Below are 24825 nucleotides of genomic sequence, written 5' to 3' on the forward strand. Positions count from 1 at the left end.
GCACACGCCTGTTCATAAAGAGTAAAACCTCAGCTCAAGGCCTTGCGATTGAAGTCACGCAGACGGAAACCGAGCAGCAGCAACATACCGAAATACGCGACCACGCCCGCCGCCACCAAAGCGCCCAGACGCAGGAAGCGTTCAAGCATGTGCCCCTGATCCCAGGCTGGCATGAAATGCATGCCGACCAACAACACCGCCGACATCACCGCCACCGCCACCACCAGTTTGAAGCCGAACTTGGCCCAACCTGGCTGCGGCTGGTACATCTGCTGTTTACGCAGTTGATAGAACAACAACCCAGCGTTCAGACAGGCGCCAGCACTGATCGCCAACGCCAGGCCAGCGTGAGCCAACGGACCAATCAACACAAGGTTGAACAGTTGCGTGACGATCAGCGTGAAAATTGCGATTTTTACCGGCGTACGAATGTTCTGTTGCGCATAAAAGCCCGGCGCCAGCACTTTGATCACGATAATCCCGAGCAGACCCACCGAATAGGCAATCAACGCGCGCTGGGTCATTTCAGCATCAAAGCCACTGAACTGGCCGTACTGGAACAACGAAACGGTCAACGGCTCGGCGAGAATCCCCAGTGCCAGCGAGCACGGCAGCACCAGCACAAAGCACAGACGAAGCCCCCAGTCGAGAATCCGCGAATATTCGTGGCGATCCTTGCTGGCGTAGGTTTTGGCCAAGGTCGGCAGCAGAATGGTACCCAACGCCACACCCAGCACGCCGGACGGCAACTCCATCAAACGGTCAGCGTAATACATCCACGACACCGAACCTGCGACCAGGAACGAGGCGAAGATGGTGTTGATAATCAGCGAAATCTGACTGACCGACACCCCCAGGATCGCCGGCAGCATCTGTTTCATCACTCGCCAGACGCCGGTATCGCGCAGATTCAGGCGCGGCAGGACCAACATGCCGATCTTCTTCAGGTGCGGCAGTTGATAAAGCAACTGCGCCAGACCGCCCGCCAGCACCGCCCAGCCCAAGGCCATGACCGGCGGATCGAAGTATGGCGTCAGGAACAGTGCAAACACGATCATGCTGACGTTGAGCAGGGTCGGTACGAACGCCGGCACCGAGAAACGGTTCCAGGTATTGAGGATCGCACCGGCCAGCGAGGACAGGGAGATCAGCAATATGTAGGGAAAGGTCACCCGCAAAAGGTCGGAGGTCAGCTGGAATTTTTCCGGCGTATCGGTAAAACCGGGAGCCGTAGCCCAGATCACCCACGGCGCGGCGATCATGCCCAGCGCCGTTACCAGCGCCAGCACCAAGGTCAGCAACCCCGACACGTAAGCAATAAAGGTACGCGTCGCCTCCTCGCCTTTCTGGCTTTTGTATTCCGCCAGAATCGGCACAAAAGCCTGAGAGAACGCACCCTCCGCGAAGATTCGCCGAAGCAGATTAGGCAGTTTGAAGGCAATAAAGAAGGCGTCCGTCGCCATCCCGGCCCCGAATATTCGGGCGATGAGCGTGTCACGGACGAACCCGAGAACCCGCGAAAGCATCGTGATAGAGCTGACGGCGGCCAACGATTTGAGCAGATTCATTGAGGGAATTTGTGCCTGTCGATAAACAGCAGGCGAACAATGCGCCTACTTGTGCGATACTCTGCGCCGCAACAGCACAGAGCCAAAGCTCGCGAGTTTACAGGTCAAGCGCCGGAAATAAATATCCCGCCTCTTTATACCTACCACTTAGCGGAACGTTTCAAGCGCCCTTGACAAGACATCTCTTCATCGGCATGATTCGCGGCCTATTTTGTTTGCTATTTCCTAAAAAGTCTTTCGAGGAGCTCGACGGTGGCCAACTCACCTTCCGCCAAAAAACGTGCAAAACAGGCTGAGAAGCGTCGCAGCCACAACGCCAGCCTGCGTTCCATGGTTCGTACCTACATCAAGAATGTAGTTAAAGCCATCGACGCAAAAGACGCTGAAAAAGCTCAAGCTGCATACGTTCTGGCTGTGCCAGTTATCGACCGTATGGCCGATAAAGGCATCATCCACAAGAACAAGGCTGCTCGTCATAAGAGCCGTCTGAATGGCCACGTCAAAGCACTGAAAACTGCTGCTTAATCGACGTAGTCATTAAAAAACCGACCTTAGGGTCGGTTTTTTATTGCCTGTGATTTGATAAAGGCAGAAAAAATGCGGGAGCGGCCCTGTTCGCGAATGTAATCTGTCAGCCGATATCTCTAGCGACTGACACGACATCTTCGCGAGCAAGCCCGCCCCCACATTTAGATTTACGCTTTTACTGCCCGGCCGGCATCCACGGCAAAATCGGGATCGCCGTCACCGCATTCTGCGGACTACCCTCGATCAAGCGATCGCTATAGACCAGATACACCAGCGTATTGCGCTTCTTATCGAGGAAGCGCACCACTTGCATGGTTTTGAATACCAGCGATGTGCGCTCCTTGAACACCTCTTCGCCATCCTTAAGCTCGCCCTTGAACTTGATCGAACCGACCTGACGACAAGCAATCGATGCCTCGGCGCGATCTTCAGCCAACCCCAAACCACCCTTCACACCACCCGTCTTGGCGCGCGAGAGGTAGCAGGTCACACCCTCGACTTTCGGATCATCGAAAGCCTCGACCACGATTCGGTCGTTCGGACCGACAAACTTGAACACTGTCGACACCTGACCAATTTCTTCGGCCGAAGCGAGCAATGGCAGCACCATCAACAGACCCAACAATCCTTTTGCTACGCGCATGAGTTTTTCCTTACACCAAAATCAGATTGTCACGGTGAACCAGTTCAGGTTCAGCCATGTAACCGAGCAAACCGACAATCGCATCCGACGATTGACCGATGATTTTTTGTGCCTCCAGCGCACTGTAGTTGGCCAGGCCACGGGCGATTTCACGACCATCCGGCGCCACGCAAACCACCATTTCACCGCGCCGGAAACTCCCCTGCACCAGCTTCACACCCACCGGCAACAGACTCTTGTTACCTCGAGAGAGCGCCGACACCGCCCCCTCATCCAACACCAACGTGCCACGGGTTTGCAGGTGCCCTGCCAGCCACTGCTTACGCGCCGCCAGCATGCCGCGCTCAGGTGACAGCAACGTGCCGATACGCTCACCCGCCTTCAAGCGATCGAGCACACGCTCAAGACGCCCACCCACGATGATGGTGTGTGCGCCGGAACGTGCCGCCAGACGCGCCGCACGCAGCTTGGTTTGCATACCACCACGCCCCAGCGCGCCACCTGTACCACCCGCCACCGCATCCAGACTTGGATCATCGGCACGCGCCTCATAAATCAACTGAGCATCGGGATTGTTGCGCGGATCAGCATCGAACATGCCATCGCGATCCGTAAGGATCACCAGCAGATCAGCCTCGACCAGGTTGGCCACCAACGCCGCCAGGGTGTCGTTGTCGCCAAAACGGATTTCATCAGTGACCACGGTGTCGTTCTCGTTGATCACCGGAATGACTTTCAGCTCGACCAGCGCGCGCAAGGTGCTGCGGGCATTCAGATAGCGCTTGCGATCAGAGAGGTCGTCATGAGTCAGGAGAATCTGCGCGGTGTGCCGACCATGCTCGGCAAAGCTTGATTCCCAAGCCTGCACCAAGCCCATCTGACCGATTGCCGCCGCAGCCTGAAGCTCGTGCATCGCACTGGGTCGCGCGGTCCAGCCCAGACGGCTCATGCCGGCCGCCACCGCCCCGGAAGACACCAGCACCAACTCGACACCCGCCTCATGCAGAGCCACCATCTGCTCGACCCAGACACTCATTGCCGCGCGATCCAGCCCTTTGCCATCAGCTGTCAGCAAAGCGCTGCCGATCTTCACGACCCAACGCTGCGCACCTGTCACCTTGCTCCGCATCATCTTCAACCTTAGCTTGAGGACAGCGCGACCTGGCACTGCCCGTGACGTTAATCGTGGCTATTGGTGACCAACGATCGATTTCCAGATAATAAAACGCCGCTCGATTGAGCGGCGCTTAAGTTTACTGCAACGAATCAGTCACGCACGTAAATGATTTCCGGACCGTCTTCGTCATCCACGTCTTCTTCATCCCAATCATCGTCGCCGATGTCGTGGACCGACTTCACGCCACTGCGACGCAGGGCACGCTTGTCATCCAGCGCCTGCAACTGCGCACGGGCTTCGTCTTCGATGCGCTGATCGAGATCAGCCAGCTCTTCCTTGTAAGCCGGGTCGGCAGCAAGGCGATCGGCACGATCTTCCATGTAACGCATGATGTCGTGGCACAGACGCTCGGTACCGATCTTGGCAATTGCCGAGATCACGTAAACCGGACCCGTCCACTCCAGACGATCGACGATCTCCTTGACGCGAGCATCATGCTCCTCCTCAAGGATCTGGTCGCACTTGTTCAGCACCAACCAGCGATCACGCTCAGCCAGGGACGGACTGAACTTGATCAGCTCATTGACGATGACCTCAGCCGCATCCGGCGCACTGGTGTCATCCAGCGGCGCCATGTCCACGAGGTGCAGCAGCAGACGCGTGCGCGCCAAGTGCTTGAGGAAGCGAATCCCCAGACCAGCACCGTCGGAAGCACCTTCGATCAAGCCCGGAATGTCGGCAACGACGAAGCTCTTCCAGCGATCAACGCTGACCACACCCAGGTTCGGGACCAACGTGGTGAACGGATAATCGGCGACCTTCGGCTTGGCGGCCGAAACCGAACGGATAAAGGTACTTTTGCCGGCGTTCGGCAAACCCAGAAGGCCCACATCAGCCAGCACTTTCATTTCCAGCTTCAGGTCGCGCTGCTCGCCCGGCTTGCCCGGAGTGGTCTGGCGCGGCGCACGGTTGGTACTGGATTTGAAACGGGTATTACCCAGACCGTGCCAACCGCCCTGCACGACCATCAACTTCTGGCCAGCCTTGGTCAAGTCACCAATGACCTCCTGAGTCCCGGAGTCAATAACGGTCGTACCGACCGGAACACGCAGGATCAGGTCTTCACCCTTCTTGCCGGTACAGTCTGTACTGCCGCCGTTGGAGCCACGCTCAGCATCGAAGTGCCGGGTGTAACGGTAGTCCACTAGGGTGTTGAGGTTTTCGTCGGCCATCATGTAGATGGAACCGCCATCACCACCATCACCACCGTTCGGGCCACCGTTTTCGATGAATTTTTCCCGACGGAAACTCATGGCGCCATTACCGCCATCACCAGCCTTTACGCGAATCGATACTTCATCAACAAACTTCATAACCAACGCCTCTCGCCATACGGACGAGCCGAAAAACAATCAAGACATAAGACTCTTGCAAAAATGAGCGCAGCGACCCCAAAACACGACCTGCTTCGCACGCCGACAGCCCATACAAACAGCTTTGCAAGAGACTCACCCCACAAACGAAAAAGCCCCGTCGCAAGACAGGGCTCTTCCAGCGATTGCGCAATTAAGCTGCGACAACGCTCACGTAACGGCGGTTGAACGCGCCTTTTACTTCAAACTTGATCACGCCTTCGATTTTAGCGAAGAGGGTGTGATCCTTACCCATGCCAACACCGTAACCGGCGTGGAATTGGGTGCCGCGCTGACGCACGATGATGTTGCCCGGAATGATTTTCTGGCCGCCATACATCTTGACGCCAAGGCGTTTGGCTTCCGAGTCGCGACCGTTACGGGTACTACCACCAGCTTTTTTGTGTGCCATGAGTTCAATTCTCCTAGTGAGGAATTAGGCTGAAATTAAGCCTGAATACCGGTGATTTTGATCTCGGTGTACCACTGGCGGTGGCCCATACGCTTCATGTGGTGCTTACGACGACGGAACTTGATGATGCGGACTTTATCGTGACGACCTTGGGAGATCACTTCAGCCACAACAGTAGCGCCAGCAACAACTGGAGCGCCGATGTTTACGTCGTCGCCATTGGCAACCAACAGAACGCGATCAAAGGTAACGGATTCGCCGGTAGCGACTTCCAGTTTTTCGATCTTCAGGTATTCACCTGGGGCGACTTTGTACTGCTTGCCGCCAGTAACGATTACTGCATAAGACATGGTATTTCTCCGATAATCCTGCTCACCCAGCTCTTTATAAGAAGAGGTATTGGCTGGCATGGCTGCATGGGGCTGGAAGGCCCGCTTGCAATTGCGTAAGGCAGGTGCTGCCCAGGAAGTTCAGGGTGCGCGATTGTACGCAAGGCGCAGCAGGCTTGCAAGTAGCCGTCCATCGCGCCTTGACAGGTCTGGATGGGGGTCCTAGCATGCCGCGCAACCCTTCTGGAGCGACTCTCGCTGATGCAACCCCAAGCTTTCTACCGCGCGGTGGCGGACGATTTTAGCGCCGTCGACGGCATCATCAAGAAGCAGCTGACTTCCCGCGTACCGCTGGTATCGAAAATCGGCGACTACATCACGTCGGCCGGCGGCAAGCGTCTGCGTCCTTTATTGGTGTTGCTGTGTGGCAAGGCATTGGGTCGCGAAGGCGACGATATGCGTCTGCTGGCCGCCACCATCGAATTCCTGCACACCGCTACCCTGCTGCATGACGACGTGGTCGACATGTCCGGCATGCGCCGTGGCCGCTCGACCGCCAACGCCATGTGGGGCAATGCCCCGAGCGTGCTGGTCGGCGACTTCCTGTACTCGCGCTCATTCGAAATGATGGTCGAACTGGGCTCGATGCAGGTGATGAAGATCCTGTCTCAGGCCACGCGCATCATCGCCGAAGGCGAAGTGCTGCAACTGTCCAAGGTGCGCGACGCCAGTACCACCGAAGAAACCTACATGGAAGTCATTCGCGGCAAAACCGCAATGCTCTTCGAAGCCTCGACCCACAGCGCCGCCGCGCTGGCCGGCGCCAGCGCCGAGCAGAGCGAAGCCCTGCGTACTTTCGGTGATCATCTGGGCGTGGCATTCCAACTGGTCGACGACTTGCTCGATTACAAGGGCAACGCTGAAACCCTGGGCAAGAACGTCGGTGACGATCTGGCCGAAGGCAAGCCGACCCTGCCGCTGATCTACACCATGCGCGAAGGCACGCCTGAGCAGGCTGCACTGGTGCGCCAGGCGATCCAGAAAGGCGGAATCGAAGATCTGGAAAGCATCCGCGCTGCCGTGGAAGCCTCCGGCTCGCTGGAGTACACCGCGCAACTGGCCCGCGATTATGTGGCCCGCGCGATCAAGTGCCTCGACGCACTGCCAGCCAGCGAATACCGCGACGCACTGGTTGAACTGAGCGAGTTTGCGGTCGCCCGCACACACTGATCGCCACGTAATCAAAGAGCCGCAGCCTTCCTTCGAAGCCTGCGGCTTTTTGTTGCCTGCCCTATCTCGGTTAAAACCTTATACAATGTGCGACTTTTAGCGAACCACATCCCTCAAGGAGCCTTAGTGAGCACGTTGCCACCCTGCCCGAAATGCAATTCCGAATACACCTACGAAGACGGCACTCAACTGGTTTGCCCCGAGTGCGCCCATGAATGGTCGGCCAGCGGCGACGCCGAAGTGGCCTCTGATGATGCTGTGAAGAAAGATTCGGTCGGCAACGTCCTGCAGGACGGCGACACCATCACCGTGATCAAGGACTTGAAGGTCAAGGGCACCTCGCTGGTGGTCAAGGTCGGCACCAAGGTCAAGAACATCCGCCTGTGCGATGGCGACCATGACATCGACTGCAAGATCGACGGCATTGGCCCGATGAAGCTCAAATCCGAGTTCGTCAGAAAAGTCTGAATCCGCTGTCATCCATCCCGCGCCAGCCGTGGGATGGAGTCTCTCCCTCCCCGCCCTGCCTCAATAAATCCAAGCAGTAGCCATACGCCAGCCGTTTTGACCTTACGCAACCTTTACCCGGAAAAAACCAGAAACGGCCAATAGACCCTTGCTATTTGACGAATAAGAATTATTCTCATTGAAACCCTTCAAGGAGATGAGAACCATGACTTATTTGATCGACGCTTGGCTGGATCGCCCACATCCGTACCTCAGAATTCTGCATCGGGAAACCGGTGAAGTCTGTGCAGTGCTTGAGGAGGAAGCCCTGCATGAGTTGCAGGATCAGGGTGATCTGGATGTCAGCAGCCTGAACTCCAGCGAGCCGTTGGTATTAAAGGAGCTGGTGCGTAATCTGTTCCTGTTCTGCTACGCCCGGGCCTTGCGCCCGACCGGTGAGATGCACAACAAGATTGAAGTATGAAACGCGATAAAACCGTGGGAGCGAGCTTGCCCGCGAAAATGGAGTCTCAGGCAACACCAGGTGTGACTCAAAGAACGCCTTCGCGAGCAAGCCCGCTCCCACATTAGCTTGTCATAAGGACAGGCCAGGTCTTACAGAACGTCCAGCAACTCGACGTCGAATACCAGAACGCTGTGCGGCGGGATGCTGCCAACGCCTTGAGCGCCGTAAGCCAGTTCGCTCGGCACGTACAGACGCCATTTGCTGCCGGCATTCATCAGTTGCAGGGCTTCGGTCCAACCGGCGATCACGCCGCCGACCGGGAATTCGGCTGGCTGGCCACGCTCGTAAGAGCTGTCGAACACAGTGCCGTCGATCAGCGTGCCGTGGTAGTGAGTACGCACTTGATCTTCACGGGATGGCTTGGCGCCTTCACCCTGAGTCAGTACTTCGAATTGCAGGCCGGAAGCCAGAGTGGTGATGCCGTCGCGCTTGGCGTTTTCAGCCAGGAACGCCAGGCCTTCGCCAGCAGCCGCTTCAGCTTTTGCAGCCGCTTCGGCTTGCATGATTTCGCGGATGACCTTGAAGCTGGCGGACATTTCTTCCTGACCCACACGGCTTGGCTTACCGGCGAAAGCGTCGGTCAGACCGGCCAGGATGGCATCCAGGCTAACACCCGGTGGCGGGTTGTCACGCAGCTGGTCACCCAACTGACGGCCGATGCCGTAGCTGACGCGAGTTTCGTCGGTGGACAGATTTACTTCGGACATGACACTGCTCCGCTGTGCGGACGGCCACAAGACTTGCCGTGCGTGCACAGCGCGTCCCGGCGCGCCCGGAACCAAAAGGGCGAGCAGACTAGCACAGATGCTCAGACGATGGGACGCAGCGCCTACAGGACCGAGCGCCAGGCGATCGGCAGCTTCAGGCTTTCCTCGCCACTGGCGCCAAGGCCACACATTTCATCGTGTACCGAGGTGTGTACGAGGTTGAACGGCAACACCGGGAAGTTATGCAACACATCCCGCGCATGCTCCACCGATCGCAGTGTCAGCAGGTTGCCCTTGAGATCACTCAACGGGTACGCCGCCCCATGCATCCGCGCTTCGAGCAGATAGATCCCGCCCTCCATGGAGATCAGGTTCAGCTCATCGACTTTGTTGGCGATGGCATACACATTCAACTCTTGCAGGTTCATGAACACACCTCACGCAGCGGCGAGCCAAGACCTCTACAGGGTTAGTCCCGCACGCACCAAAGCACAAGCCACAAACGGCACCGCCCGTCTGTTTCGCAACAGACGGGTGGTTTCTTGCAGCGCTCAAACCTTGATCAGTGCTTGGTGACCTTGTCGAGATAGCCCATGGCGAACGCCGAGACGACAAACGTCATGTGGATGATCACGTACCACATCAGATGTTCGGGATCGACGTTCCTGGCGTCCATGAAGATCCGTAGCAAGTGGATCGAGGAGATCGCCACGATCGAGGCCGCCACTTTCATCTTCAGCGAGGAAGAGTCCATGGTTCCGAGCCAGCTGAGTTTTTCCTTGCCTTCGTCGATGTCCAGTTCAGAGACGAAATTCTCGTAGCCGGAAATCATCACCATCACCAACAGGCCGCCCACCAGCGCCATGTCGATCAGCGACAGCAGTACCAGAATCAACTCCGATTCGGCCATCGAGAACACGTTGGGCAGGATATGGATGACTTCCTGAAAAAATTTCAACGCCAAAGCCAGCAGCCCGAGGGACAACCCTATATAGATCGGCGCCAGCAGCCAGCGCGAGGCGTACATTGCGTTTTCGATAAAGCGTTCCATTGAATCTCACACAAGGGGCTGGAAAATGGCGGCGAGTATACCAGCCACCGAAGACAGCCAGAAACTGCCCGCAAGTCCGGCACCTGCGTGTGTGTGCCAAAGTTTTTCTGCTAGTGTCCAAACCAATGACAGCCCCGTGACAGTGGACAGGACGCGTTGAAATGGATGTGCGATTGCCGATAACGATTGCCGGAATGTGCCTTGTGCTACTGATCAGTGGTTGCTCGCCCGGCGATGAGAAACACGCGGTCAGCCTTGAGGAAAAAACTGCAACGTTCGAACAGTCTCTCGACGCCATCACTGATCCGAAACTCAAGGACGCCGTCACCGAGCTCGGCGGCTCGCTGCTGTTGCTTGAGCGCGCACAGCTCAAACTCGAAGGCAATCCACTGCGCACCGAATATGGCGAGGACGCCCTCGGCGTGCTCAAGCACTACCCTACCCCGCAGGCGCTGGTCGATACCTTCATCAATGGCCTGTTCGTCTTGCACAAGGACGCCAGTTCCGATTACCTCACCGACCTGCAACCGGTATTCCCGTTCAACCTCAACATCCCCGGCGGCTTCCTGTTTCCCCATCGTGTGGAATGGCAATCGGTGACGTTGAGTAACAAGCGCGTCATCCCCTACCAGCCCGAGTGGTCGGAAACCGATCCCGGCATACAGCTCAGCCCGTCCAGTTCCAACGTCACCAACCCCGATGACCTGACCGTAACCTACCCGTTCATCGAAGGTCTGGATGTGGACAAGAAAAGTCAGCCGCAACCGGTGAGCCTGCAGGGCAAGGTTGAAGTCATCGCGCCGCGACGACTGTACAGTTTCGACCTGACGCAAAAGGACGTCGGCCAGACCCGCACCAACGACAACCTGAGCGTCAAACTGCTGAAGCTTGAAAAGAACTACGCCGAAGTTGAATTCAGCAACAACCTTCCCTTACCAGCGGAAGTCGCCGATTCGCAACTCAATCCGCTGATCGTTCAGGCCCGCGACGCCACCGGGCAATACCTGGTCCGCGCCGGTTCAATCAATGAAAGCCCGGAACAAGTAGCCTTCTACGAAAAACAACTGACGCACCTGCAACAACAGAAAACCTGGAGCGACACGCTGGAAAAGCAGCTCAGCGCCGATCAGCAAGCCTTCGAGCAACAACACCCGCAGCGCTATAGCAAGGTCTATTTCAACGGCCCGATCGAGACGCTGGAAGTCCGCGTGCTGGACTTCTCATCCGCCACCGTCACCCGCCAGTCGCTCGATCTCCCCATTCGCGCCTTTCATCAGCACACCACGGACAAAGCCATCCAGCCGCTGGTTCTGCCGGTGGTGGTGTATGACGATCTGGCCGCGAACTGGCTCAAGGGCGCGAGCCTGACTGAAGAACAGTTGAAAGCCGGCATCCGTGTCCATCAATCCGTGGAAGACCCCAGCGCCGCACGCATCGAGTTTTCCCATCGCCGCACCTTCAACGACGAGTTGCTCGGCGACGACTTCAACCCCGGCGAAAGCCCGGTGACGTTCTTCACCGAGAAACACAACGGCAAACTCGATGAGCCGATCGAACTGCCGCCCGAGGCCTATCAGGTCGATCCGCTGCGAGCGACGATCACTTACGATCTGAATCTGTTCCCGCAAACCCCAGCGATAGCCGTAGGCTCGATGCCGTTGTTTCTGGCAACGGTGGCCAAGCAAGCGTACGACGCCAAGTCCTTGCCCAAGGGTCTGGAGATCAAGAACAACGCGCTTGTGGTAGACCTGAAACAGTTTCCGGCCAACGAATGGCGCTTCTTCGTCAAGGACGACAGCGGCAACTATCTCAAGCAGATTCTCTCGGTCAGCCACGATGCGAGCGCAGAGGGCCCGGCGTTGTTCGGCGTGCATTACTTCTATGGCCGCCCAACCCACGTGGAAACCTATCAGCGAACTGACCTCACCACCCTGCAATACGGCTTCGAGGTCAAACTCGACCCAGCGCAGTTGACCGACCCTGCGCTCTAACTGTTGAGACTCCGTCCGCGCCCCCCGTTGATCTGCCGAAGCTGGGCTTGCAGGTGCAGGCTCCAGATCTGCGGATCATCGGCCAGCTCATAGCCGTGCAGCGTCAGACTTTCGACGATGGTGTCGAGGATCGACTCGGCGGCGACTGGCCCGTGGAAAGGGCCTTGGGCTTTGATAGCGGAAGGTTGTTCACCGGCCATGCCGGCAGCGAAGAGCAGCGTCCACATGCCGGTATCGCCGGCCAACGGTTTGATGGCGCATTCGATACGGGTCACGAGACCCAGGCATTGACGGGTGAGGCAGAGGTTGCGCGACATGGCGGCGACCCTCGGTGAAGCCGGTATTCAGCCCTCACGGGAGGACTGGCTCGATCCAGTGATACTGTCGATATCCTTGAGCTGAGAATAGAAGAAAAGTTCGCCGCGCAAGCCGCACGAAACCAGAATGCGCCGAATGGTCATAGTGTGAATATTGGCGCCAGAGTAGTGGCACTTTCTATTGGATTCACCCTGAAAATGTGGGAGGGGGCTTACTCCCGAAGGCAGTGTGTCAGGCAACAGATTCGTTGGCTGATACTCCACCTTCGGGAGCAAGCCCCCTCCCACTGTTTTGATGCAGTTTTTGACCTGGTTAAGGTTTACGCCGGCTTGGCTTCTACCAACGCCTCTTGCGCCAGCTCCTTCTCAGCCTCCTTCAAATCCTCTTCGCTGATCATCTCGGCAATCACCCGCAGACGCTCAACCACCCGCGCATTGACGCTGCCTTCAGGGAACTGACCGTCAGCATCCGGTTCACCGGCCGGCTCGCCAACCAGCAGGCTCAGCGCCTCGTCGGCCTGCCGCACCGCGTAAACGTGGAACTGCCCGGCGCGCACCGCCGCCAATACTTTTTCGTCGAGCATCAGGGTGGCGACGTTGGCCTGCGGAATGATCGCCCCCTGCTCGCCGGTCAGCCCACGTGCCTCGCAGAGGCGGAAGAAGCCTTCGATCTTCTCGTTGACCCCGCCAACTGCCTGCACTTCACCGAACTGGTTGATGGAGCCGGTGATCGCAAAGCATTGCTTGAGCGGTGTTTTCGACAGCGCCGAAATCAACGTGCAGGCCTCGCCCAACGAAGCACTGTCGCCATCGACGTAACCGTAGGACTGCTCCAGCGCGATGCTCGCGGAAATCGCCAACGGGAATTCCTGCGCATAACGACTGCCCAGATAGCCGGTGAGGATCATCACGCCTTTGGAGTGAATTGGCTGACCGAGGTTGACCTCACGCTCGATGTCAACGATCCCGCTGCCGCCCGGATACACCGTGGCGGAAATCCGCGCCGGCACACCGAACGCCGAATCACCGACTTCGAGCACGGTCAGACCGTTGCACTTGCCGACCGCCGCACCGTCGGTATCGATCAGGATGATCCCGGCGAGCATGTCGTCGAGAATCCGCGCCGACACACGCCCGGTGCGAGTGGCCTTGGCTTTCAGCGCACGCTCGATATGCCCGGCATCGGTCATTTCATCGCCGGCCAGATGACGGATGAAATCCGCCTCGCTGACCAACTGGAACAGATCACCGATACGCGCCGACAAGCGCCCCTGATGCTCGGCCAGACGGGCGCTGTACGTCGCCAGACGCGCGACCGCATCGGCGGTCAAAGGCGCCATGCCTTCTTCAGAAGTGCGGGTTTTGAGCAACTGGGCGAATTGCTCCAGGCTCTCGTCGACCATCGGAATGTCTTCGTCGAAGTCGACCAGAACGCGGAACATCTCCTGGAAGTCCGGATCGAGGTCTTGCAGCGTGTAATACAGCGAACGTGCGCCGATGATGATGACTTTGACCTGCAACGGGATGTGCTGCGGGTTGAGGGTCACGGTGGCGAAGCGGCCCATCTCGCCCAGCGGCGATTCCATTTTCAGCTTGCGCGATTGCAGGGCGCGCTTGAGCGCATCCCACACGAATGGCTCGCTGAGCATTTTTTCCGCTTCAAGAATCAGGAAGCCGCCATTGGCGCGGTGCAGCGCGCCTGGACGCAACTGGCGATAGGTGGTGTAGAGCGCGCCCTGATCGGTGGTGTACTCGATGCGACCGAACAGGTTTTCGTAAGTCGGGTGCGGCTCGAATACCACCGGCGCGCCGCCGCTGGCCGGATGCCCGACCATCAGACTTGGTGCGTATTGCTCTTCCAGCAGTTTGCGCGCAACGGCGTCAGTCTTGCTGTCATCGACCAGTTGCTCGACCACGGTTTTGAGCAGGTACACCTGCATCGCTTGCAGGTAACCGCAGACGGCGGCGTTCTCCGCGTACTTCTCCGACAGGGGCGACAGCAGCGGCTGCAAGGCCAGGGTGATGGTTTCTTCGTTGAGCTGACGCAGTTGGTTATTCGACTCACGCTTCCACTGCGGCAGGCTGGCGAGTTCTTCGTTCAGACGTTCTTCGAGACCGGAGATGTCATCGTGAAAACGTTCGCGATCCGTTTCCGGCAATTGCGAAAATTCAGCCTCATCCAGCGCCTTGCCGTCGAGCATCGGCGTGAAGGCGATGTTGCTGCTGTCGCGGTACAGGGCGACGTCTTTTTCCAGGGCCAGACGCTCGATGATATCGAGGGCCTTGTCGTAGCGCCGGTTGAAAGCGCGGTCGATGGCGCTTTTCTTTTGCTGGTAGGACGGATGTTCGAACACGGCCGGGAAGGTCGCCAGCAGATTGTCGATCAAGCCGTTGATGTCACCGATAAACGAGCCGGCCGTACCCGAAGGCAACTCAAGAACGCGAGGCTCGCGAGGTTCGTCGAAGTTATTGACATAGACCCAGTCCGCCGGGGTCTGCAGGCGTTTGCCTTCGGCTTTCAGGTAGCGTTTGACGAACGAGAAGCGACCGGTGCCGGGCTCGCCCATGACGAATACGTTGTAACCGGGGCGCGGCATGGCCACACCGAACTGCAAGGCTTCGACCGCACGTTCCTGGCCGAGCACACCGCGAAAGGGCTCCAGATCATTGGTGGTAGTGAAGCTGAACTGTTCAGCGGAAAACGGACGGGTCAGCGCTTCGGGCGCTATACGCAGGCTGGCAGCAACAGGATCAGGCATCGGGCTTCCTTAACAATCAGGCGGGGCAGATAGCGGCATTCTGGCGCCGCCCGTGCCCCACTGGCAAGGCGCGCCCTATGACAAAGCATAGACAAACGGTCGGCCCCACCCCCGCCCCCGTGAAATCGGGGTTATCGCCAAATCTTTTGTAAAAACTCACGGAACCCCAGGAACGTGCCTAAACTCCAAACTGCGCGGCTGGAACTAATACCGGCCCACTGGCGCTTTCAGGATCTGTTCTGTACAGAGCTTGGGGGCCAGAACCCTGTCCATTGGTATGCACACAAAGAGAACAAAGCTATGAAACGGATTCTTCTCGGTACTCTCTTCACCGCTGTATCCATCAACGCAATGGCGCAAGCCCCGGGCGGCCCGGATTGCGGTTGGGGCAACATGCTGTTCGAAGGTCAGCGTGGCACCCCGGCTCACTTCCTGGCCTCCACCACCAACGGCACTTCCGGTAATGCCACGTTCGGTATGACGTCCGGCACCAACGGTTGCTCGACCAACGCGTCGCTGACCTACGGCGGCAAATCCTGGATTGCCATGAATGGCATGATGAACGAGCTGTCCGAAGACATGGCAAAAGGCAACGGCGAAGCGCTGACGACCTATGCCGTGGTCCTGGGCGTGGCGCCGCAAGACCGCGCGCACTTCGCTGCCGTCACTCACGAGCACTTCCAGCAGATCTTCAGCAAGGCTGACGTGACCGCTGAAGACGTGCATACCAACACCCTGGCCGTTCTGAAGTCAGACCCACGTCTGGCCAAGTACGCCACTCAGGCTTAAGCTCGACCCCACCCGCTTCTTTCGGGAAGCGGGTTTTGTTTTTTCGGCCCGTCCCTCTTTGGGTCTTTTTTCTTTCCTGTTTAAGTTGCCGACTATGCTCAAACGCCTTGCCTGGCTGGCGCTCTGTGTCTGCGCCCCGCTGTACGCCGCGCCAAACATCGACCCTCAACGTTTGCAGCAACTGGCCAATGACCGCTTCTGGATTTCCCTCGGCCACTACGAAACCGCCAAGCTCGGCGGCTGGCGCAGCTATGTCAGCGACAAGAAGTTCTTTCTCGCGCCCGATGGCAATGAACATCCCGACCATGAACTGGCCGCCACGGTACAAGCGCTGTACGCCCCGGCCAGCCTCGGCGAGCAGCACGCGCAATGCGTTTACCCGGCCCGCACGCGCTGGCTCAAAACGCAACTCAACCTGAGCGATCTGCCGACGCCTGCGTGTGCCGAGTACAAAAAGTGGTTCAAGGACGTCTCGCCGCACAGCGCGGTGATGATCTTCCCGGCGGCTTATCTCAACAGCCCGTCATCGATGTTCGGCCACACGTTGCTGCGCATCGATCAGGCTGACGTGCAGACCGACAAGACCTCGCTGCTCAGTTACGCCATCAACTTCGGCGCCTACATCGAAGGTTCGGACAACAGCATTCTGTATGCCTGGAAAGGCTTGATGGGGGGCTACCCGGGGCTGTTTGCGCTGGTGCCGTATCAGGAAAAACTCTCCGAATACCGCAGCCTGGAAAACCGCGACTTATGGGAGTACCGGCTCAATCTGACGCAAGAAGAAACCGCGCGCATGGTCGAGCATGTGTGGGAACTCAAGCAGATCCAGTTCGACTATTTCTTCTTCGACGAAAACTGCTCCTACCGCTTGCTCGAATTGCTGCAGGTCGCGCGACCGAGTTTGCGCCTGACCGAACAATTCCCGCTGACGGCAATTCCCACCGACACGGTCAAAGCGGTGAAAGAAGCCGGGTTGGTGGAAAGCATTCAATACCGCCCCTCTCGTGAACGCGAACTGCTCAGTCGCGCCGAGCCTTTGACCGATGACGAACAGGCGTGGGTGCTGAAAGTCAGCGCCGATCAACAGCAACTGCAAGACCCGACATTCAAGGCTCTGCCTCGCGAGCGCCAAGCCCTGATCATCGACGCGGCGTATCGTCTGGAACGCTACCGCGCCAACGGCCAGGAGCGCGATCCGCAACGAGCGCAACGCAGTTTCGAACTGCTGCGGGCAATCAACAAGAACCCCGCACCCGAGCTGGACATTGCGCAACCGGGCCTGCCTGAAGACGGCCACGAATCGCGCACCTGGCAGGCCGGTCTCGGCACCCGTGGTGATCGTGCGTTCGGCGAGTACGGCTTGCGCATGGCCTATCACGACCTCAACGACAACGCCGAAAGTTTCCCGCTCGGCGCGCAGATCGAAATCCTGCAAATGAAGCTGCGCCAGTACGAAGGCAATCACTGGCAATTCCAGCAACTGGATCTGGCGACCATTCGCTCGCTGACGCCGCGCAATGAGCTTTTGCAGCCGCTGTCGTGGCAAGTCACGGGGGGGCTTGAGCGTGTGCCGGGCAAGCATGATGACGAAACCCTGGTCAGCCACGTCAACGGTGGCGGCGGTGGTACGTGGCAGTTGGGCGAAGATGTGCTTGGTTTTGCCCTGGGCACGGTACGTATCGAACACAACAATGACTTCGCCGGTTTCATTGCGCCGGCCGCAGGTTTCAACAGCGGCGTGCTGTGGAAAAACCCGCTAGGCAACCTGAGTCTGGAGGCCAAGGGTGATTACTTCACCAACGGTGAAGTGCGCCGCAGCCTGAGTCTGAATCAGCAGTGGGAATTGTCGCGCAACCTTGGTTTGCGCCTGAGTGCGCAACGCGAGTTCAGTCATCTGGCCACGCCTGAAACCGAAGTCATGCTCGAGGTGAAGTGGTATCACTACTGATCTGAAGCCCAGCAAATAACCCCTGTGGGAGCAAGCCCGCTTCCACAGGGATCTGCGGTGTTCAACGAATTACTCACACACCTTTCACCAATACTCAACGAATCCCCTTCTAGACTTTCCCTATCAGCCGAGAACCGGCGCGGGAGAGTGCGATGTGGCGGTGTGCGGGTTTGCTAGGTGTTTTGCTGTTGCTGGGCGGTTGCCAGACCACTCACGAAGATTTGATCGCCAAAGGTTACCCACCGGCCTTCGCCGACGGTTTTGATGACGGTTGTGTCAGCGGCCGGCAAGCCGCCGGCTCGATCAGCGGCGAATTCCGCAAGAACGTGCCGCGTTACCTCAAGGACAACCAATACGCCGAAGGCTGGACCGACGGCTTTCGCCAGTGTCAGGCGATGCTGGAAAACAAGGGGCGCGAAGAGTATCGCAACGAACACTGGGACGAACGCGAACGCGCCTGGCAGCGCCAGAAAGATCAGGACGCCGGGCGGGCTTATCGCTCGCAGTAGGTCGCATCCAGACATCCAGTGAAACCAAATGCCGGTAACCATGGCCCAAACTCTATGAAGAGGAGGACACCATGAGCCGCGCTTTCGTCAACGAAGACAACGCCGCCGCGCAAGCCGATCAGCCCGTCGAACGGCAGGTCAGCACGCAACCCAATTACGTCACGCCGCAGGGGCTAGCCCAGTTGCAGGCGAAAGTCGCCGAGCTGCAAGCCCTGCACGCCGAGCAATCGGCCAAGGGTGAACAGGCTGACAAACAGCGTCTGGCCGATCTTGAACGGGATCTGCGTTACTTCAATCAACGTCTGGGCAGTGCACAAGTCGCCGTCGCCGCGACCTCTACCGACAAGGTGCAGATCGGCAGTTGGGTGACCTATGCCGACGAACACAACACCGAACGCCGCGTGCAACTGGTGGGTGAAGACCAGGCCGACGCCGCCAAAGGCTTGATCAACTGGGGCTCACCACTGGGCCGAGCACTGCTCGGCGCCCAGCTTAACGACGAGGTGCTGTGGCAGCGCCCCGCCGGTGACCAACTGATTGAAGTGATCCGTGTCGAACCGGCGTAAACCACGCCTTGGGCCCACATCGCATCGGCGACCAATGTCGGCCACCTCACCGGCCGCCTACCAAAGCCCTACTAAAAAACCAAGCACAAAAAAGCGGAGCCCGAAGGCTCCGCTTTTTATGCAACTCGCCCAATATCAGGCCAGTTTTTTGTGGCGTACCCGGTGTGGCTGGGCAGCCGCTTCGCCGAGGCGCTTTTTGCGATCGGCTTCGTACTCGGTGTAGTTGCCTTCGAAGAACACCGCTTGGGAGTCGTCTTCGTACGCCAGGATGTGCGTCGCGACGCGGTCAAGGAACCACCGATCGTGAGAGATCACAATGGCGGCGCCCGGGAAGTCCAGCAGGGCTTCTTCCAGCGAACGCAGGGTTTCAACGTCGAGGTCGTTGGACGGTTCGTCGAGCAGCAGGACGTTGCCGCCCTCCTTCAGGGTCAGCGCCAGGTGCAGACGACCGCGCTCACCACCGGACAGGTCCTTGACGAACTTCTGCTGATCGCCGCCCTTGAAGTTGAAACGACCGACGTAGGTACGCGACGGAATCTCGTAGTTGCCGATGCGGATCTGGTCCGAACCGTCGGAGATCTGCTGGAACACCGTCTTGCTGCCGTCGAGGTCTTCGCGGCTCTGATCGACGCACGCCAGTTGCACGGTTTCGCCGACTTCGATGGAGCCCGAATCCGGCGTTTCCTTGCCCATCAGCATGCGGAACAGGGTCGACTTACCGGCACCGTTACCGCCAATCACGCCGACAATGGCGCCTTTAGGCATGGAGAACGACAGGTTGTCGATCAACACGCGGTCGCCGTAGCCCTTGGTGACGTTCTTGAACTCGATGACCTTGTCGCCCAGGCGCGGACCGGCCGGGATGTAGATCTCGTTGGTTTCCGAACGCTTCTGGAATTCCTGCGATTGCATTTCTTCGAAGCGTTGCAGACGAGCCTTGGATTTCGACTGGCGGGCCTTGGCGCCTTTGCGCACCCACTCCAGTTCTTCTTTCATGGCTTTTTCGTGGGCCGACTGCTGCTTGGATTCGGCCGCCAGACGATCGGACTTGGCTTCGAGCCAACCCGAATAGTTGCCCTCGTAAGGAATGCCCGCGCCGCGGTCGAGTTCCAGAATCCAGCCAGCGACGTTGTCGAGGAAGTAACGGTCGTGCGTGATCGCAACCACGGTACCCGGGAAGTCGTGCAGGAAGTGCTCCAGCCATGCCACGGAGTCAGCGTCCAAGTGGTTGGTCGGTTCGTCGAGCAGCAGCATGTCCGGGGCGGACAGCAGCAGACGGCACAGGGCCACACGGCGCTTTTCACCACCGGACAGGAATTCGACCTTGGCATCCCACGCCGGCAGACGCAGCGCATCGGCGGCGACTTCCAGTTGGCGATCCAGGTTGTGACCGTCGCTGGCTTGCAGGATGGCTTCGAGCTTGGCCTGTTCTGCCGCCAGTTTGTCGAAGTCGGCATCTTCTTCAGCGTAAGCCGCGTAGACCTCGTCCAGGCGCGCCTGGGCGTTCTTGATCACGCTGACCGCTTCCTCGACCACTTCACGCACGGTCTTGGTGGGGTCAAGTTGTGGTTCTTGCGGCAGATAACCGATGTTCAGGTCCGGCATCGGACGGGCTTCGCCCTCGAACTCGGTGTCGACGCCGGCCATGATTTTCAGCAGCGTGGACTTACCCGAACCGTTGAGGCCGAGCACGCCGATCTTGGCGCCGGGGAAGAACGACAGCGAAATGTTTTTGAGGATTTCCCGCTTCGGCGGAACAACTTTGCCCAGCCGATGCATGGTGAAGACGTATTGAGCCATGGAGAACCTTGGGTCAGTGACAGATGAATGATTGGAGCGCAGGCGATGCCCGGCCAGACCGTGCGCGTCGTTCACTTGATGTTGATCAATGCGTGCGCGCTGAAAAAAGTCTGAGTCTAGGAGCTGGAACGCTCCCGCGTAACGGGCAAAGCTACCTCAATGACCGGTGGCAGTCCAGCCGCACGGGGCTGGCACTTCGCCACGACTCAAGGCATGCTAGCCGCCCTTCGGGCGTCCGGCTTATAGTGCACGTCGCGCCAGTCCAGCCAAACCGCAGGATTACAGCTTGTCCAAAGTCACTCCGCCAGCCTCTGTGAGCAGCTCCCAACCGGCGCCAGGCTCGCCCCTGCGCGGAACATTAAAGGGTGCGCTGGCCACACTCGTGCTCTTGTTGCTGGCGTTGCTGTTCTGGCAATTGCTTGATCAATTGCACGAAACCCAGAAAAACCAGCGCCAATACACCATCGATTACACCGCCGACCTCGCTTCACAGGTCAGCCTGAACATGGCGTTGAACGCGCAAATCGCCCTCAATCTGCTACCGATCGTCGAACAACCGCAATCAACCGACGAACAGCAGGCGCTATTGCGCAAGCTCCAGAAATCGCTGCCGGACCTGCGCAGCCTGGCGTTGCTCAGCCCCTCCGGGAGAATCCTCAGCGACAGCAGTGCCGAAAGCTCCGACGCCGATTACCTTACCGAACTGGTACGCCGCAGCCGCTCCCAAGCGCACTACTTCAGCAATGCCGACGATGGCTCGGTGGTACATCTGTTGTTGCATCAGGCCAGCGGCAACGTTCGTGGTTATTGGGCACTGCGCCTGACCCCGACATTCTTCGACTCGTTGACCAAGCAGAGTGAAACCGGCCTGCGTCCGCTGTGGCTGGTGGAAAACCGCCTCAACCACCAGATCATCAGTCACGACGAAATACTGTCATCCGCCAAGCCAGGCGTGCTGAGTCCCGACGATCTGGCCAACACCGTGCTCACCGTTCCGCTGAGCAGCAGCGATTGGCAGTTGCGCGGATTATTCGACCGCCAGCGCGTGCTCGAAGAATTGCTGCCCGCGTTCATCGGTAAATGCCTACTGGGCCTGGCCTTCTCGCTGCTACCGGTGATCGCGCTGTTGAACATGCGTCGCCGTCAGCGCCAGGTCCATGAAGGGCGCCGGCGTTATCAGGACATCTTCGACGGCACCGGCGTCGCCTTGTGCGTGCTGGACCTGTCCGGCCTGAAACAGGTTTTCGACAAGGCGCAGATCCAGAGCAGCGATCAGCTCAAGGCCTGGCTCGACCAGCCGCAACAGCGTCAGCAGTTGTTGCAGGAATTGCGCGTCACCGAAGTCAATCAGGTGGCGCTGCAATTGCTCAACGTCAATTCCTGCGAGGACGCCTGGCAACTGTTGATTGACGGTCATCCGCACCCTCACTGCGCGATCGGCAATCAGGTACTCGACGCCGTACTTCAACAGCAAAGTCAGCTGGAACTGGAAATCAAACTGCCGGACATCAATGGTCGCGATCAACATCTGTGGATGGTTTTACGCCTGCCCCAGGAGCAGCACGACTATAAAGCGGTGATCCTGAGCATCAACGACATCACCAGCCGTAAACTCATCGAGCTGTCGCTACTGGAGCGCGAAGGCTTCTGGTCGGACGTGGTGCGTACCGTGCCGGATCATCTCTACGTGCAAGACGTGATCAGCCAACGGATGATTTTCAGCAACCACCACCTCGGCCAAACGCTGGGCTACAACCGCACCGAGCTGCATCAAATGGGCGAGTATTTCTGGGAAATACTCCTGCACCCGGAAGACGCCGACTATTACCATCGCTCGCGTCAGATGCAGCGACACGCCGGTTACAGCCAATTGCTTCAGTGCCAGTTGCGCTTCCGGCATCGTGACGGCGAATGGCGGCGTTTCGATATTCGTGAACAGGCGCTGGCCCGCGACAAACATGATCAGGTCACGCGGATCATCGGTGTGGCCAAAGACATCACCGAGCAAATTGAGGCCAGCGAATCGCTGCGCGACAGCGAGCAGCGCTACCGCATGCTCGCCGAAAGCATCAGCGACGTGATTTTTTCCACCGACAGCAAGCTCTCGCTGAACTACGTCAGCCCGTCAGTGCAAGCGGTGCTGGGTTACGACGCCGAGTGGATTTTCCAGAACGGCTGGCAATCGACCATCGCCAACCCACAGCAACTGAGCGGCATTTACACCCTGATGGATCGGGTCAGCAAGGCGCTGGACAAACCCGAGCAACTGGCAATGTTACGCAGCCAGGTGCAGACACAAATGTTCTTGTTCGACTGCCTGCGCGCCGATGGCCGCAAGATCCCGATCGAGTTGCGACTGGTGCTGGTGTGGGACGAGCACGGCGCGTTTGAAGGCGTGCTCGGCGTCGGCCGCGACATCAGCCAGCAGCGCCGCGCCGAGAAAGACCTGCGCATGGCGGCCACCGTATTCGAGCATTCGACGTCGGCGATCCTGATCACCGACCCGGCCGGGTACATCGTCCAGGCCAACGAAGCCTTCAGCCGCGTCAGTGGTTATGCGGTCAGCGAAGTGCTCGACCAGTTGCCGAACATGCTCACCGTCGACGAGCAACAGGATGCGCACCTGCGTTACGTGCTCAAGCAACTGCATCAGCACAACACCTGGGAAGGTGAGGTTTGGCTCAAGCGCCGCAATGGCGAGCATTACCCGGCGTGGGTCGGCATCACCGCCGTGCTCGATGACGAGGGCGACCTGGCCAGTTACGTGTGCTTCTTTAGCGACATCAGTGAGCGCAAGGCCAGCGAGCAACGGATTCATCGCCTCGCCTACTACGACGCCCTGACCCACCTGCCGAACCGCACGCTGTTCCAGGATCGTCTGCACACCGCGCTGCAATCGGCGGACCGGCAAAAGTCCTGGGTGGTGTTGATGTTCCTCGACCTCGACCGCTTCAAACCGATCAACGACTCCCTCGGCCACGCCGCCGGCGACCGCATGCTCAAGGACATGGCCACGCGCCTGCTGGCCTGCGTCGACGATGACGACACCGTGGCGCGGATGGGCGGCGACGAATTCACCTTGCTGCTGCAACATCGCTCCAGCCGCGAGATGGCGCTGAACCGCGCGATCCATGTGGCCGAGCAAATTCTTGCGAGTCTGGTGCGACCGTTCGTGCTTGAAGGTCGCGAGTTCTTCGTCACCGCCAGTATCGGCATCGCCTTGAGCCCGCAGGATGGCAACGAGCTCAGCCAGTTGATGAAAAACGCCGACACCGCGATGTACCACGCCAAGGAACGCGGCAAGAACAACTTCCAGTTCTATCAGGCCGACATGAACGCCAGTGCGCTTGAGCGCCTGGAGCTGGAAAGCGACCTGCGCCATGCCTTGGAGCAGAACGAATTCGTCCTGTATTACCAGCCGCAATTCAGTGGCGACGGCAAACGCCTGACCGGCGCCGAAGCGCTGCTGCGCTGGCGTCATCCGCGTCGCGGACTGGTGCCGCCGGGAGATTTCATTCCGGTACTGGAAGAACTCGGGCTGGTGGTGGACGTCGGTGATTGGGTGATCGGCGAGGCGTGTCGCCAGCTCAAGACCTGGCACCAGAACCGCGTGCGTGTGCCCAAAGTGTCGGTGAACATCTCGGCGCGGCAATTCTCCGACGGCCAACTTGGCACGCGAATCGCCAATATCCTCAAGGAAACCGGCCTGCCGCCGGCGTGCCTGGAGCTGGAACTGACCGAAAGTATCCTGATGCGCGAAGTCTGCGAGGCGATGCAGATTCTCGACGGGCTGAAAAACCTCGGCCTGAGCATTGCAGTCGATGACTTCGGCACCGGTTACTCATCGCTCAACTACCTCAAGCAGTTCCCGATCGACGTGCTGAAGATCGACCGCACCTTCGTTGACGGGTTGCCGTCCGGCGAGCAGGACGCACAGATTGCCCGGGCGATCATCGCCATGGCCCACAGCCTGAACCTGGCGGTGATCGCCGAAGGTGTGGAAACCCATGAGCAATTGGACTTCCTGCGTGAGCATGGCTGCGATGAGGTGCAGGGGTATCTGTTCGGACGGCCAATGCCGGCGAGCCGGTTTGAAGCGCAGTTCAGTAACGATGCGCTCTTCATGTTCGACTGAAAATCTGTGGCGCGGCCTTCGCGAGCAGGCTCGCTCCCACA

General features: G+C 58.7%; 22 protein-coding genes. 10 read left to right on the forward strand and 12 right to left on the reverse strand.

The features are described from left to right. Positions 1-29: 29 nt before the first annotated feature. Positions 30-1568, reverse strand: a complete 1539-nt coding sequence (murJ, locus tag K5E40_RS06065) for a murein biosynthesis integral membrane protein MurJ (RefSeq protein WP_221730101.1) — start codon at positions 1566-1568, stop codon at positions 30-32. Between the two features lie 252 nt (positions 1569-1820). Between murJ and rpsT the strand changes: the two genes are divergently transcribed. Continuing rightward, positions 1821-2093, forward strand: a complete 273-nt coding sequence (rpsT, locus tag K5E40_RS06070; RefSeq protein ID WP_166216506.1) for a 30S ribosomal protein S20 — start codon at positions 1821-1823, stop codon at positions 2091-2093. A gap of 178 nt (positions 2094-2271) precedes the next feature. On the opposite strand, the gene K5E40_RS06075 is transcribed toward rpsT, so the two are convergent. From K5E40_RS06075 to rplU, 5 genes are all read right to left on the reverse strand, one after another. Continuing rightward, positions 2272-2739, reverse strand: coding sequence for a CreA family protein (locus tag K5E40_RS06075; RefSeq protein ID WP_221730102.1), 468 nt, complete (start codon positions 2737-2739; stop codon positions 2272-2274). A gap of 10 nt (positions 2740-2749) precedes the next feature. Further along, the gene (gene proB / locus K5E40_RS06080) at positions 2750-3868 is read right to left on the reverse strand and encodes a glutamate 5-kinase (protein WP_095114071.1); all 1119 of its coding nucleotides are present in this window, start codon (positions 3866-3868) and stop codon (positions 2750-2752) included. Between the two features lie 137 nt (positions 3869-4005). Then, positions 4006-5229 carry an Obg family GTPase CgtA gene (gene cgtA, locus K5E40_RS06085; protein WP_221730103.1) on the reverse strand — a complete coding sequence of 408 codons (1224 nt, stop codon included), beginning with the start codon at positions 5227-5229 and terminating at the stop codon, positions 4006-4008. Positions 5230-5422: 193 nt separating this feature from the next. Continuing rightward, positions 5423-5680 carry a 50S ribosomal protein L27 gene (gene rpmA, locus K5E40_RS06090; protein ID WP_003176049.1) on the reverse strand — a complete coding sequence of 86 codons (258 nt, stop codon included), beginning with the start codon at positions 5678-5680 and terminating at the stop codon, positions 5423-5425. Positions 5681-5715: 35 nt separating this feature from the next. After that, positions 5716-6030 carry a 50S ribosomal protein L21 gene (gene rplU / locus K5E40_RS06095; protein WP_007950961.1) on the reverse strand — a complete coding sequence of 105 codons (315 nt, stop codon included), beginning with the start codon at positions 6028-6030 and terminating at the stop codon, positions 5716-5718. A gap of 240 nt (positions 6031-6270) precedes the next feature. On the opposite strand from rplU, the gene K5E40_RS06100 reads away from it, so the two are divergent. The 3 genes from K5E40_RS06100 to K5E40_RS06110 all read left to right on the forward strand — a co-directional run bounded on the left by K5E40_RS06100 (position 6271) and on the right by K5E40_RS06110 (position 8170). Continuing rightward, positions 6271-7239, forward strand: a complete 969-nt coding sequence (locus K5E40_RS06100; RefSeq protein WP_221730104.1) for a polyprenyl synthetase family protein — start codon at positions 6271-6273, stop codon at positions 7237-7239. Positions 7240-7365: 126 nt separating this feature from the next. Further along, positions 7366-7707 carry a zinc ribbon domain-containing protein YjdM gene (locus tag K5E40_RS06105; RefSeq protein ID WP_221730105.1) on the forward strand — a complete coding sequence of 114 codons (342 nt, stop codon included), beginning with the start codon at positions 7366-7368 and terminating at the stop codon, positions 7705-7707. A gap of 205 nt (positions 7708-7912) precedes the next feature. Further along, on the forward strand, positions 7913-8170 hold the full coding sequence (locus K5E40_RS06110; RefSeq protein ID WP_221730106.1) for a hypothetical protein: 258 nt from the start codon (positions 7913-7915) through the stop codon (positions 8168-8170). Between the two features lie 131 nt (positions 8171-8301). Here the strand turns inward: K5E40_RS06110 and K5E40_RS06115 are convergent, their stop codons facing one another. The 3 genes from K5E40_RS06115 to K5E40_RS06125 form a co-directional block, all read right to left on the reverse strand. Beyond that, positions 8302-8919: an FKBP-type peptidyl-prolyl cis-trans isomerase gene (locus K5E40_RS06115; protein WP_221730107.1), complete on the reverse strand. Its 618-nt coding sequence runs from the start codon at positions 8917-8919 to the stop codon at positions 8302-8304. A gap of 122 nt (positions 8920-9041) precedes the next feature. Beyond that, positions 9042-9347 (reverse strand): DUF6482 family protein, encoded by a 306-nt coding sequence (locus K5E40_RS06120; protein ID WP_221730108.1) that lies wholly within the window; start codon positions 9345-9347, stop codon positions 9042-9044. A gap of 134 nt (positions 9348-9481) precedes the next feature. Further along, on the reverse strand, positions 9482-9970 hold the full coding sequence (locus K5E40_RS06125) for a TIGR00645 family protein (RefSeq protein ID WP_221730109.1): 489 nt from the start codon (positions 9968-9970) through the stop codon (positions 9482-9484). Positions 9971-10131: 161 nt separating this feature from the next. Here K5E40_RS06125 and K5E40_RS06130 point away from each other — a divergent pair, with 161 nt between their 5' ends. Continuing rightward, entirely contained in the window at positions 10132-11961 is a 1830-nt protein-coding gene (locus tag K5E40_RS06130) for a hypothetical protein (RefSeq protein WP_221730110.1), read from the forward strand. On the opposite strand, the gene K5E40_RS06135 is transcribed toward K5E40_RS06130, so the two are convergent. Both K5E40_RS06135 and K5E40_RS06140 read right to left on the reverse strand, forming a co-directional pair. Continuing rightward, on the reverse strand, positions 11958-12278 hold the full coding sequence (locus tag K5E40_RS06135; protein WP_095189336.1) for a hypothetical protein: 321 nt from the start codon (positions 12276-12278) through the stop codon (positions 11958-11960). The genes K5E40_RS06130 and K5E40_RS06135 overlap by 4 nt on opposite strands. Positions 12279-12598: 320 nt before the next feature. Further along, entirely contained in the window at positions 12599-15037 is a 2439-nt protein-coding gene (locus tag K5E40_RS06140) for a Lon protease family protein (protein WP_221730111.1), read from the reverse strand. 300 nt (positions 15038-15337) lie between these two features. Between K5E40_RS06140 and K5E40_RS06145 the strand changes: the two genes are divergently transcribed. The 4 genes from K5E40_RS06145 to K5E40_RS06160 all read left to right on the forward strand — a co-directional run bounded on the left by K5E40_RS06145 (position 15338) and on the right by K5E40_RS06160 (position 18849). Beyond that, entirely contained in the window at positions 15338-15826 is a 489-nt protein-coding gene (locus tag K5E40_RS06145; RefSeq protein WP_221730112.1) for a DUF3015 domain-containing protein, read from the forward strand. Between the two features lie 94 nt (positions 15827-15920). Continuing rightward, positions 15921-17774, forward strand: coding sequence for a DUF4105 domain-containing protein (locus tag K5E40_RS06150; RefSeq protein ID WP_221730113.1), 1854 nt, complete (start codon positions 15921-15923; stop codon positions 17772-17774). Positions 17775-17926: 152 nt separating this feature from the next. Continuing rightward, positions 17927-18283 carry a hypothetical protein gene (locus K5E40_RS06155; protein WP_221730114.1) on the forward strand — a complete coding sequence of 119 codons (357 nt, stop codon included), beginning with the start codon at positions 17927-17929 and terminating at the stop codon, positions 18281-18283. A 71-nt stretch (positions 18284-18354) separates the two neighbouring features. Beyond that, positions 18355-18849, forward strand: coding sequence for a GreA/GreB family elongation factor (locus K5E40_RS06160; RefSeq protein ID WP_221730115.1), 495 nt, complete (start codon positions 18355-18357; stop codon positions 18847-18849). A gap of 135 nt (positions 18850-18984) precedes the next feature. On the opposite strand, the gene ettA is transcribed toward K5E40_RS06160, so the two are convergent. Beyond that, positions 18985-20649: an energy-dependent translational throttle protein EttA gene (gene ettA, locus K5E40_RS06165; protein ID WP_102354473.1), complete on the reverse strand. Its 1665-nt coding sequence runs from the start codon at positions 20647-20649 to the stop codon at positions 18985-18987. A gap of 286 nt (positions 20650-20935) precedes the next feature. Here ettA and K5E40_RS06170 point away from each other — a divergent pair, with 286 nt between their 5' ends. Continuing rightward, a complete protein-coding gene (locus tag K5E40_RS06170) occupies positions 20936-24784 on the forward strand; it encodes a bifunctional diguanylate cyclase/phosphodiesterase (protein WP_221730116.1) in 3849 nt (1282 codons plus the stop codon). Positions 24785-24825: the final 41 nt, after the last annotated feature.

It is taken from the genome of Pseudomonas baetica (assembly GCF_019733355.1).
Lineage (GTDB): Bacteria > Pseudomonadota > Gammaproteobacteria > Pseudomonadales > Pseudomonadaceae > Aquipseudomonas > Aquipseudomonas baetica_A.

Excerpts from the sequence above, each read along its gene's own strand:
- murJ (WP_221730101.1), bottom strand. The coding sequence starts at position 1,568 with ATGAATCTGCTCAAATCGTTGGCCGCCGTCAGCTCTATCACGATGCTT.
- K5E40_RS06075 (WP_221730102.1), bottom strand. The coding sequence starts at position 2,739 with ATGCGCGTAGCAAAAGGATTGTTGGGTCTGTTGATGGTGCTGCCATTG.
- proB (WP_095114071.1), bottom strand. The coding sequence starts at position 3,868 with ATGCGGAGCAAGGTGACAGGTGCGCAGCGTTGGGTCGTGAAGATCGGC.
- cgtA (WP_221730103.1), bottom strand. The coding sequence starts at position 5,229 with ATGAAGTTTGTTGATGAAGTATCGATTCGCGTAAAGGCTGGTGATGGC.
- rpmA (WP_003176049.1), bottom strand. The coding sequence starts at position 5,680 with ATGGCACACAAAAAAGCTGGTGGTAGTACCCGTAACGGTCGCGACTCG.
- rplU (WP_007950961.1), bottom strand. The coding sequence starts at position 6,030 with ATGTCTTATGCAGTAATCGTTACTGGCGGCAAGCAGTACAAAGTCGCC.
- K5E40_RS06100 (WP_221730104.1), top strand. The coding sequence starts at position 6,271 with ATGCAACCCCAAGCTTTCTACCGCGCGGTGGCGGACGATTTTAGCGCC.
- K5E40_RS06110 (WP_221730106.1), top strand. The coding sequence starts at position 7,913 with ATGACTTATTTGATCGACGCTTGGCTGGATCGCCCACATCCGTACCTC.
- K5E40_RS06115 (WP_221730107.1), bottom strand. The coding sequence starts at position 8,919 with ATGTCCGAAGTAAATCTGTCCACCGACGAAACTCGCGTCAGCTACGGC.
- K5E40_RS06120 (WP_221730108.1), bottom strand. The coding sequence starts at position 9,347 with ATGAACCTGCAAGAGTTGAATGTGTATGCCATCGCCAACAAAGTCGAT.
- K5E40_RS06125 (WP_221730109.1), bottom strand. The coding sequence starts at position 9,970 with ATGGAACGCTTTATCGAAAACGCAATGTACGCCTCGCGCTGGCTGCTG.
- K5E40_RS06130 (WP_221730110.1), top strand. The coding sequence starts at position 10,132 with ATGGATGTGCGATTGCCGATAACGATTGCCGGAATGTGCCTTGTGCTA.
- K5E40_RS06135 (WP_095189336.1), bottom strand. The coding sequence starts at position 12,278 with ATGTCGCGCAACCTCTGCCTCACCCGTCAATGCCTGGGTCTCGTGACC.
- K5E40_RS06140 (WP_221730111.1), bottom strand. The coding sequence starts at position 15,037 with ATGCCTGATCCTGTTGCTGCCAGCCTGCGTATAGCGCCCGAAGCGCTG.
- K5E40_RS06145 (WP_221730112.1), top strand. The coding sequence starts at position 15,338 with ATGAAACGGATTCTTCTCGGTACTCTCTTCACCGCTGTATCCATCAAC.
- K5E40_RS06150 (WP_221730113.1), top strand. The coding sequence starts at position 15,921 with ATGCTCAAACGCCTTGCCTGGCTGGCGCTCTGTGTCTGCGCCCCGCTG.
- K5E40_RS06155 (WP_221730114.1), top strand. The coding sequence starts at position 17,927 with ATGTGGCGGTGTGCGGGTTTGCTAGGTGTTTTGCTGTTGCTGGGCGGT.
- K5E40_RS06160 (WP_221730115.1), top strand. The coding sequence starts at position 18,355 with ATGAGCCGCGCTTTCGTCAACGAAGACAACGCCGCCGCGCAAGCCGAT.
- ettA (WP_102354473.1), bottom strand. The coding sequence starts at position 20,649 with ATGGCTCAATACGTCTTCACCATGCATCGGCTGGGCAAAGTTGTTCCG.